Raw genomic sequence first — 9,465 nt, forward strand, 5'->3', positions numbered from 1 at the left:
AAATATACCTTTGATTGTCTCGGTCATTACCATTTTAAGGAATAAAACATGGTTTCATTAGTTAAGAACCAGACGGTATCACTCAGCAAAGAATCATCTGCATTAAGCCAGCTTCATTTCGGTCTCGGTTGGGATCCGGTTAAGAAAAAAGGTCTTCTTGGAGGATTGTTTGGAGGCAACGACTCAATCGATCTCGATGCTGGCTGCGTATTAATGGACAGCACCGGTAAAACAATTGACACCATCTGGTTCCGCAAACTGGAATCCACCTGCGGCGCTGTTGTGCACAGTGGCGATAACCTGACCGGTGAAGGTGACGGTGACGATGAGGTGATTAATGTCAACCTCTCCCGACTGCCTGCAAACGTTGAATACCTGGCGTTTACGGTAAACAGCTTCCGTGGTCAGTCGTTCAATGACGTCGAAAACGCGTTCTGCCGCGTTGTCGATCAAACCGGCAAAGAGCTGGCTCGCTACAAGCTGACTGAGCAGGGCTCACATACCGGGATCGTTATTTCTTCGCTGCGCCGTAATAACGGCAACTGGGACTTTACCGCCCTTGGCCATGCCTGTCGCGGCCGCACAATTGACGATATGCACTCCGATATCGTTTCAGCGGTTATTCGCTAATGAACCTGACGCCGGGGGGCAATGCCCCCGTTCCAGCCCAGGAGTTGCGGGTCCGGATCACCTCGGGCGGCCAGGTGGATGCTTCGGCGTTTCGCCTGTATGCCGACGGGAAGGTGCAGGGTGATGCGGACATGGTGTTTTATGGTCAGCCACGTAACGATGATGGTACCGTCAGCCTGGTCAGTGAAGGCCAGTACTCAACCTTTACTGTCGCGCTCAACCGGCTGAAACCTGATGTCCAGAAAATTGCGTTCACCGTGACCTGTGACGGTGGGCAGACGGTGTCCGGTCTTCGTAATCTTTCCATCGACGTGGAGCAAGGGGCTACCGGCCTGGTTAGCGGCAGTGTCGAACTGAGCGGCCGTCAGGAAGCAGCCTTAATTCTGGGTGAATTTTACCGTCGTAATAATGACTGGAAATTCCGCTTCGTTGCGCAGGGGTTCAACGGTGGACTTAAACCGCTGGCAGAGCATTTCGGCGTAAATATTGCCGACGAACCGGCTCCCGCAGCCCCGACTCCTCCGGTTGTAACCCCTCCGCCAGTTGAGACAAAAATCAGCCTGAGCAAGGTATCGCTGACAAAAGAGAAGCCTGCAATCAGCCTGACCAAACGGGATAACTTCGGTGAAATCCGGATCAACCTGAACTGGCACCGGGGCAGCGGCAAATCAGGCTTTGCAGGCATGTTCGGCTCCAAAGGAATCGACCTGGATCTGGGGGCCTTTGTTGAGCTTCAGGACGGGTATAAATCGGTCATTCAGGCGCTCGGTAATGCATTCGGTGATTATCGCGATGAACCGTATGTTCAGCTCAAGGGCGATGACCGGACGGGTGATGTATCAGACGGCGAGTGGCTGCATATCAATGGACGTGAATGGAAGCATATCCGCGAAGTGCTGATTTACGCCTTTATTTATGAAGGTGTTCCCAGCTGGGACAAGACTGATGGTGTGGTCACCATTCATGTGCCGGATCAACCGCCCATTGAGACCCGCCTGACCGAAGGTGAAAACCGTCGCACATTGTGCGCCATTGCCAGACTCGTAAACGAAAACGGCGCAATTAAAGTCGAGCGAATTAACCAGTACTTCAAAGGCCAGGACGAAATGGACCGGGCATTTGGCTGGGGATTTCGCTGGAGCGCCGGTTCTAAATAACACAGCAACAAAGGAAACAGGTATGAGCTTTTTCGACAAAGTTAAAGGTGCCATTAACTCAGGCCGTGACGAACTGACCCGCCAGGTTGGCCGTTTCAAAAACAAAAAATTCATGCAGGGCACCGTTGCTGTATGTGCCCGTATTGCCGTATCGAGTGACGGCGTAAGTTCGGAAGAAAAGCAGAAAATGATGGGCTTTCTGCGCTCTTCAGAAGAGCTGAAGGTCTTCGATACCAATGAGGTGATTGAGTTCTTCAATAAACTGGTTTCAAGCTTCGATTTCGATGTTGAAATCGGCAAGGGCGAAACCATGAAATACATCCTGGCGCTGAAAGATCAGCCTGAGGCCGCTCAGCTGGCCTTACGTGTTGGTATTGCCGTTGCGAAAAGTGACGGTAACTTCGATCAGGACGAGAAACTGGCCTCCCGCGAGATCGCTATCGCGTTGGGCTTCGACCCGGCTGAATTTGGCCTCTGATCCACATCCCTAAGGGTAAAATATGGTTTCCACACACATCGGCTTCCCGACTGAAACGGTCATTGTTTTTATTGCGCTTTCAGTCGGTGCCATCTTTATTGACCTGTTTATGCACCGTGATGACAAGCCTATTTCGCTGAAGAGTGCGGCGCTCTGGTCCGTATTCTGGGTTGTGGTTGCGATGGCATTTGCCGGTTTCCTCTATATCCACCACGGTGCTGAGGTTGCCAGTCTGTTTGTCACGGGTTATGCGCTGGAGAAAGTGCTGTCGGTCGATAACCTGTTCGTCATGATGGCCATCTTCTCCTGGTTCGCCGTTCCGGATCGTTATCGCCACCGTGTTCTCTACTGGGGGATCATTGGTGCCATTGTCTTCAGGGGCATCTTTGTCGCCATCGGTACGAGCCTGCTGAGTCTGGGGCCGTATGTTGAAGTTGTCTTCGCTATTATCGTTGCCTGGACAGCGGTCATGATGCTTAAAAGCGGTGATGACGATGATGAAATTGAGGATTACTCCCAGCATCTGGCTTACCGCATGGTTAAACGCTTCTTCCCTATCTGGCCGAAGCTCAGAGGGCATGCCTTCCTGCTTAACCAGAAGGAAGTGGATGCTGAACTGGCGAAACCAGAAAACAGCGATGTCACCATTGGCCGTGGTAAAAAAGCGGCGCTGTATGCGACCCCGCTGTTCCTGTGTGTGGCTGTGGTTGAACTCTCGGACGTAATGTTCGCGTTTGACTCGGTACCGGCAATCATTGCCGTCAGTCGTGAACCGCTTATCGTCTATAGTGCCATGATGTTTGCTATCCTGGGCCTGCGTACTCTGTACTTTGTCCTTGAGGCACTGAAACAGTACCTGGTTCATCTGGAGAAGGCCGTTATCGTGCTACTGTTCTTCATCGCGGCAAAACTCGGCCTGAATGCGACCGATCACATCTGGCATCATGGTTACAGCATCGCGGCAACAACCAGCCTGTATGTTGTACTGGGTGTACTGGCGCTGGGCATTCTCGCAAGCGTCATGTTCCCGGGCAAACCTGAATCTGAGGAAAAGGGGAGTTAATCCCCTTAAGTGTTAACCTGAACAATTACTAATCGAAGAGGTTATTTTATGAGTGTTTCTCTTTCCAAAGGCGGGAACGTCTCCCTAAGTAAAGCAGCTCCGTCAATGAAAAACGTCCTGGTGGGCCTTGGCTGGGATGCGCGTTCAACAGACGGTCAGGACTTTGACCTGGATGCTTCAGCATTCCTGCTGGCCTCAAACGGCAAAGTGCGCGGCGATTCAGATTTCATCTTCTATAACAACCTGACGTCATCCGACGGTTCCGTAACGCACACCGGCGATAACCGCACCGGTGAGGGCGATGGTGATGATGAATCGCTGAAAATTAAACTGGACGCCGTCCCGTCTGAAGTTGACAAGATCATCTTCGTTGTGACCATCCACGATGCTCAGGCTCGTCGCCAGAGCTTTGGTCAGGTATCCGGTGCGTTTATTCGTCTGGTTAATGACGATAACCAGACTGAAGTTGCTCGCTACGATCTGACCGAAGATGCGTCCACTGAGACTGCCATGCTGTTCGGCGAGCTGTATCGCCACAATGGTGAGTGGAAATTCCGCGCAGTAGGTCAGGGTTATGCTGGTGGTCTGGCATCTGTATGTGCTCAGTACGGCATTAACGCGTCCTGATCAAAAAGTAACTTTTCTACCCGGGGCTGTTAATGCAGCCCTCATTCAACTGTTTGCAGGAGCTAAAAATGGCAGTTTCTCTCGTAAAAGGCGGCAATGTATCTCTGACCAAAGAAGCACCAACCATGAATGTTGCTATGGTTGGCCTAGGCTGGGATGCCCGTGTAACCGATGGTCAGGGTTTTGACCTGGACGCTTCCGTGTTCGCAGTAGGCGAAGACGGTAAAGTGTTGTCAGATGCGCATTTCATTTTCTTCAATAACAAAACCAGCCCTGATGGCGCGGTAGAGCACCAGGGCGACAACCGTACCGGTGAAGGCGACGGCGACGATGAGCAGGTCAAAATCGATCTGACCAAAGTCTCAGCAGATATCAAAAAACTGGTGTTTGCCGTTACCATCTATGATGCAGAAGCGCGTAAACAAAACTTCGGCATGGTGAGCAACAGCTTCATGCGCGTTTACAACAACGACAACGGCACGGAAATTGCCCGTTTCGATCTGTCTGAAGATGCCTCAACCGAAACCGCTATGGTCTTCGGTGAACTGTATCGTCATGGCGCTGAGTGGAAGTTTAAAGCTGTCGGTCAGGGCTTTGCCGGTGGCCTGGCGGCTCTTGCCTCCCAGCACGGCGTTAACATCTAAAATAACGCTGAATCATACCCCGGCAATGCCGGGGTTTTTTTTGGTTGCGATCCGCTATCAGGAGGGGGGGGGCAGAAAGGGTTCGGGAATCTCAGAAAGCAGAGAGATGTTAATTCTGACGTGAGCCTTTTAAAGGCAGGAAACGGATTTTTCTCTGGTTGCTGGTTAAAGCCTGTATTCCGTGCCTTATATCAACAGCATGCCCCTCTGATATATGTTACGTTTGCGACTTATGAAGGCACGGGTTCTGGAAGATAAAATACCCGACCAATGGAAATTCCAATTCAACAGGTATAGAAACTTCAACGTGATGAAATATGGTGTCACACCATATATACGCCTCACCAGAAATCCAGCGTCCTGAACTAAGCCAGGGGAACCTATATAAACGCTGCGCTTTAAAATAATCAAAAATCAGGAGAGTTAATGTGAATCTACAATCCGGACAAAACATACCACTTCAGCAATCTGCGATCAGGCTGAATCTTCAGTACCCTACCAAATCCGGCTTTAAAGGCGAACCCGATACCTGCCTGTTCCTGCTTAATGCTCAGGGAAAGGTCAGCGGCGATTCTGACTTTATCTTTTACAATAATCTGTCTTCTCCTGAAGGGGCAGTAAAGCTCGTTACCGGTTCTCAGCAGTCCAGCATTGAGATAGCACTGGATCGTGTTCCTGCGAACATCAGTAAAATTGCAATCACAGTTGTCATTGATGGTGAAGATACCATCAGTGGGCTCAGTTCGTTGAGCATGCAGGCTCAAGGAATCGCTGAGTTCCAGGCTGAGACTCAGGGCCGCAGTGAGAAAGCAATTATCCTGGGTGAAGTATATCGGCACAATGGCGCCTGGAAGCTTCGTGCGCTCGGGCAGGGTTTCAACGGTGGTCTTGAGCCTCTGGCCATTAGCTATGGCGTTGATGTCGCACAGCCAGCTCCGCAGCCAGCAAAGCCTGCTCGTATCAGTCTGGAAAAGAAACTGGAAACCAGATCTCCGCGCCTTGTAAGCCTCGCTAAAAAAGCCTCGGTCAGTCTTACTAAAAATAAACTGGACACCCTTGAGGCAGCGGTTGCATTTGTACTTGACGCATCCGGCTCAATGAGTGGCCAGTTCAGTAAGGGTAACGTTCAGTCTGTGCTGGACCGCATCGCCGTTCTTGCCGCCCAGTTCGACGACGACGGTGAAATGGATGTCTGGGGATTTGGAGAGAAGCATAAGAAGTATCCAAACGTCACACTGGACAACCTGGACACATATATTCAGTCCATTCGCGGGGCTGGAAAGCGTTCAGCCTGGGAGAACCTGCCGGGCCTCGGAGGGACAAACAACGAGCCTCCTGTGATGGAAGAAATAGTCGACTACTTTAAGGACTCGAAAATCCCGGTGTATGTTGTATTTATTACCGATGGCGGGATCAGCAAGACCCGGGCGATTAAAGATGCAATCCGGCGTTCTGCCAACTACCCCATCTTCTGGAAGTTTGTCGGCCTGGGTGGTTCAAGCTACGGTATCCTCAAAAATCTGGATGACTTTACTGACCGCCGGGTTGATAACACCCACTTCTTTGCCATGGATGATTTCGGTTCGATTAGCGATGAAAAGTTATATGATAATCTACTGGAAGAATTCAGACCGTGGATCGATGAAACAAAAAGGTTAGGCATCCTTTAATACGCACAGTTTGAGCTTGGTTGAATGAGCTCTACAGCAGCTTAATACTGTAGAGCCTTTGTTCATTGGAAATCGTACAGGGAGGCGCATATGGACCGCATCAAGTACCTGAAATGGATAGCTGAAGAATCACCAAGTACGGCTCAGCAGCTGGTGGCCTGGTTAAACAGAGCAAGGCACTATACGCCCGACATGAAAGAGCATCAGGCAGGTGTACAGATTCAAGAAAAGGGGATTGTTGTAGGGCTTAGACAAAGTACTAATCGTTATCATGGAGATTGTCTGACCATACATGTGGTACGGCTTCCGGAAGAAATACAAAACAAGGGATGGTTTAAGTCTTTTCTGAAGCTTTGCTGTGAATCGAATCCCTGGTGCGATGTTGTAATAGAAGACGTGAAAAACCCATATTTATTAAGCTTTTGTAAGAAACTAAACTTTACTGTATTAGATGAATTTTACCCGAATACTTACATAGTAAACACAGATGCCATTATGAGTTTACCTATCCCACCCTTAGGGAGATACGAAACCTATCTTTATTAAACCTGCGAACCTTTACCGGTTGCGTGGGGAGCGGATGGACTTCGGCTAAAGAAAAATCACATCGTCTATTTTGACCAGAAAAAGCTAATCTGCTTGATGTAATGCAGAAACGCATTACATTAATATCTTCTCCCAACAATCACCTGAACAATTCCCTGATTGCTTTTCACCTCATACCAGTGCTGGCTCATAGTTAGTCCTTAAGCAAATTTGTTATCGGAATAAAGAACGAAGCCAGCCTCATCGAGGCGCATAACCTTCTTCCCTTAACGCCTGTTGTAATTTTTCAATTGCGCTTTTCATTACCCAGGCTTCTTCGTCACTCACAGCACAGCCACGAAGATCGCTCCAGCTCAGACGTTTAACTAATTGAGCAAGGGCCATAGTTTCATTCTCATCAAGCTGCAAACTCAGTGTCTCAATACCTTCCACTATCTAACCTCCCTTATACTGAAAAATGGCGCTTTATTTCTGACCAGATGCCGAAGCCTTGAATGCGGCCGGAACTGCCGTTGTTTCTACTTTACAGAAATGGAATTAAAAAGTGGTGGTGCTGGGCACGTTTCTTTTCCAGTCGGGGTTTAAGCCAGAGCCGAAACTCATTCAACTTCTCAGCAGCCAAAACCGCTTCAACGGGGAAAACTTTATATTTACCCTGCTGCTGAGGTTCACCCAACCATCGCCTGATGGCTCCGTCAGTCCATAAACGAGTCTCTTTGAGCCTGGTTACAGTGACCCATTTCCTGGACCATTCATCAAATTGTCGCTGGCGATCCCGATAACGTTGTTCTTCCTGCTGACGAAGCCAGTCGCGATCAACAGCGAATTTTCGGTATCCAACAAAGAGCCCTTGTACTTTGGCCATGACAACATTCCGGTTTGCTTAGAACTGTTCAGACAGACATGTCAGGGATAAAGCTGAAGAAAAAGGTACAACGAAGAATAACCAAGACATAGGCCTGCCGGGTAAGTGGTGCGGTGCACAGGACTGTCGGAAAGTACGCTCAGAGAGGGTCGTTTAAGCATGATGCACCACCGCCAGCCAGCCTTAATAATGGTAATGTACCACTGGGTTACCAGACAGACCAGTAACGCATCAAACATAAAACTGTTTTTTAAAAAACGTCAGGAACGTAGCCTGACCTTTTAACCAGTGGTGTAAAAAACATACAGATTGCTCTGAGGTATGAGGTTCAGCAACTAGCCTTGTCGACGCAGAAACATTAAGTAATCAATAGCAGCTATCGCAAACAATGGTGAAAACCACCACGTGCTTTTCAACAAGCCAAGCGGCAGAAAGAGTACAGTTGCCATCGAATAAACAAAAACACGAACCATACCATCTGTAATAAACATAGGCTATTTGCAATCTGAGGTTGGATTGTAGATTTTAGTTAGAAATGGATCAAAGTCCGTTTTGTGCAAAACTTGGTTGACAACCCTCTTTTGGAAGATGTGCCGTTTCGTGCAAAAGTTGGTTGGAGGCCAAGATGGCAGAGTTCGTAGGTTCGGCTGCTTCGCAAGCTGATTTCATTTGGAAGAACGCGGAAGACCTGTGGGGGGGGATTTCAAGCATACCGACTTCGGCAAGATCATTTTGCCGTTTACTCTGCTGCGTCGATTGGAGTGCGCACTGGAGTCTACACGGGAAGCATCGCTCGATAGCCAACCAGCCACGATTGAGTTCTTAGAAGCAGAGTTCAGTGTTGATTTCGATGCGCTGCTATCTTGACCGCCAATCAGACCCGCATGGTTCAGGTTTGTGTATGAGAGTCCCCAAATGGCTGTAGTTCTAACCAAAGCCTTGATTGAAGCCGGCCGCGCCGGAAATAGTGGGTACAGAAAAGGCAGTTGCTTGCGCTGGGCGTAAGTTACCCGCCGAAAAGCGGCTGGATCGAACGACTGATCGGCACTGAGGTATCTGACGAGCAGTACGAACGCTTTCTGGGGCACAGCACGAGCAAGCAGGCTGAACAGATCCTACGCGGAGAGCAGCCAGCCAAGGGGCTTCAGTATGCAAAGCGAGCGAAGAAGCTCGCTTCTGAAAGAAAAGCCACAATTGATCTGGATAACGAGCACCTGTCTGAAATCGAAAAGTATCGGTAGCCCTAGACTTTTAGCCGCTGAAGATCTCTTAGATACCATTGGTGAAACTTGCTGAAGTCAGCCTTCTGTTTCTCTACCGTGCTGTTATAGATCGCATCACTGGTAACCGCACAAGCAGTCCAGCCAGCCTCATAGACGAAGCGAGTAGCTATCGGTGACTTCTTCGGGGTGCTATCCCAGCGGTTTTTGAGCCACCGCGCAAGCCCTTCATCAAGAGGGACCACCAGATTTAGCTGCTGTTTTGTGCGAGTGATACCGACATAAAACAGCCGACGTTCCTCCTCGATTTCCTCTTCGGCCGGAGGGGTGTTCATCGATGTGCGAACGCTGTAAACATCATCGGGTTTGCCGCCAGGAAATTCCTGCTCATTCAGCCCGATCAGGGGTCGTCTCAGAAAACGGAATCTATGGTCACTCCCGTTTTTGCAACACCGATTTTGACGATAAGTTGGCTTGCTTGAATCTATCCGGCGTCTGAATGGGATTTTATTCCCGCGCCTCGATGAGTTCCGCGCCTGATGAACCTCCAGAAAATATACGGCTT

12 protein-coding genes and 1 pseudogene are annotated in these 9,465 nt (G+C 49.5%); 10 read left to right on the forward strand and 3 right to left on the reverse strand.

Annotated elements, in window-relative coordinates:
* Positions 1-48 precede the first annotated feature (48 nt).
* The 8 genes from ACMWKA_RS22285 (at position 49) to ACMWKA_RS22320 (ending at position 6,815) form a co-directional block, all read left to right on the forward strand.
* A complete protein-coding gene (locus ACMWKA_RS22285) occupies positions 49-630 on the forward strand; it encodes a tellurium resistance-associated protein TerZ (RefSeq protein WP_000254137.1) in 582 nt (193 codons plus the stop codon).
* Positions 630-1,787, forward strand: a complete 1,158-nt coding sequence (locus ACMWKA_RS22290) for a TerD family protein (protein ID WP_001054786.1) — start codon at positions 630-632, stop codon at positions 1,785-1,787. The genes ACMWKA_RS22285 and ACMWKA_RS22290 overlap by 1 nt, the downstream gene beginning before the upstream one ends.
* A 22-nt stretch (positions 1,788-1,809) precedes the next feature.
* The gene (locus ACMWKA_RS22295) at positions 1,810-2,265 is read left to right on the forward strand and encodes a tellurite resistance TerB family protein (protein ID WP_000007449.1); all 456 of its coding nucleotides are present in this window, start codon (positions 1,810-1,812) and stop codon (positions 2,263-2,265) included.
* A 22-nt stretch (positions 2,266-2,287) separates the two neighbouring features.
* Positions 2,288-3,328 carry a tellurium resistance membrane protein TerC gene (gene terC / locus ACMWKA_RS22300; RefSeq protein WP_000255079.1) on the forward strand — a complete coding sequence of 347 codons (1,041 nt, stop codon included), beginning with the start codon at positions 2,288-2,290 and terminating at the stop codon, positions 3,326-3,328.
* A 48-nt stretch (positions 3,329-3,376) separates the two neighbouring features.
* Positions 3,377-3,955 (forward strand): tellurium resistance membrane protein TerD, encoded by a 579-nt coding sequence (terD, locus tag ACMWKA_RS22305; RefSeq protein ID WP_000116680.1) that lies wholly within the window; start codon positions 3,377-3,379, stop codon positions 3,953-3,955.
* 68 nt (positions 3,956-4,023) lie between these two features.
* A complete protein-coding gene (locus tag ACMWKA_RS22310) occupies positions 4,024-4,599 on the forward strand; it encodes a TerD family protein (protein ID WP_000301247.1) in 576 nt (191 codons plus the stop codon).
* Between the two features lie 428 nt (positions 4,600-5,027).
* Positions 5,028-6,269 carry a vWA domain-containing protein gene (locus tag ACMWKA_RS22315; protein WP_001053340.1) on the forward strand — a complete coding sequence of 414 codons (1,242 nt, stop codon included), beginning with the start codon at positions 5,028-5,030 and terminating at the stop codon, positions 6,267-6,269.
* A gap of 90 nt (positions 6,270-6,359) precedes the next feature.
* Complete coding sequence (locus ACMWKA_RS22320) at positions 6,360-6,815, forward strand: hypothetical protein (RefSeq protein WP_000374058.1); 456 nt, start codon at positions 6,360-6,362, stop codon at positions 6,813-6,815.
* A 240-nt stretch (positions 6,816-7,055) separates the two neighbouring features.
* On the opposite strand, the gene ACMWKA_RS22325 is transcribed toward ACMWKA_RS22320, so the two are convergent.
* Together ACMWKA_RS22325 and ACMWKA_RS22330 are read right to left on the reverse strand one after the other, a co-directional pair.
* Positions 7,056-7,247 carry a hypothetical protein gene (locus ACMWKA_RS22325; protein ID WP_000398479.1) on the reverse strand — a complete coding sequence of 64 codons (192 nt, stop codon included), beginning with the start codon at positions 7,245-7,247 and terminating at the stop codon, positions 7,056-7,058.
* 91 nt (positions 7,248-7,338) lie between these two features.
* A complete protein-coding gene (locus ACMWKA_RS22330) occupies positions 7,339-7,680 on the reverse strand; it encodes a hypothetical protein (protein WP_001151572.1) in 342 nt (113 codons plus the stop codon).
* 625 nt (positions 7,681-8,305) lie between these two features.
* On the opposite strand from ACMWKA_RS22330, the pseudogene ACMWKA_RS22335 reads away from it, so the two are divergent.
* Positions 8,306-8,526, forward strand: a pseudogene (locus ACMWKA_RS22335) (type I restriction-modification system subunit M N-terminal domain-containing protein); the annotation flags it as partial.
* Positions 8,527-8,666: 140 nt separating this feature from the next.
* Positions 8,667-8,921, forward strand: a complete 255-nt coding sequence (locus ACMWKA_RS22340) for a hypothetical protein (protein WP_000880375.1) — start codon at positions 8,667-8,669, stop codon at positions 8,919-8,921.
* A 2-nt stretch (positions 8,922-8,923) separates the two neighbouring features.
* Here ACMWKA_RS22340 and ACMWKA_RS22345 read toward each other — a convergent pair.
* Positions 8,924-9,465: 3'-5' exonuclease (locus ACMWKA_RS22345; RefSeq protein ID WP_414760613.1), on the reverse strand; the 542-nt coding region annotated here is incomplete at its 5' end.

The organism is Enterobacter sp. 03-F-07-AD-ECC (assembly GCF_047530935.1).
GTDB classification, from domain to species: Bacteria; Pseudomonadota; Gammaproteobacteria; order Enterobacterales; family Enterobacteriaceae; genus Enterobacter; species Enterobacter cloacae.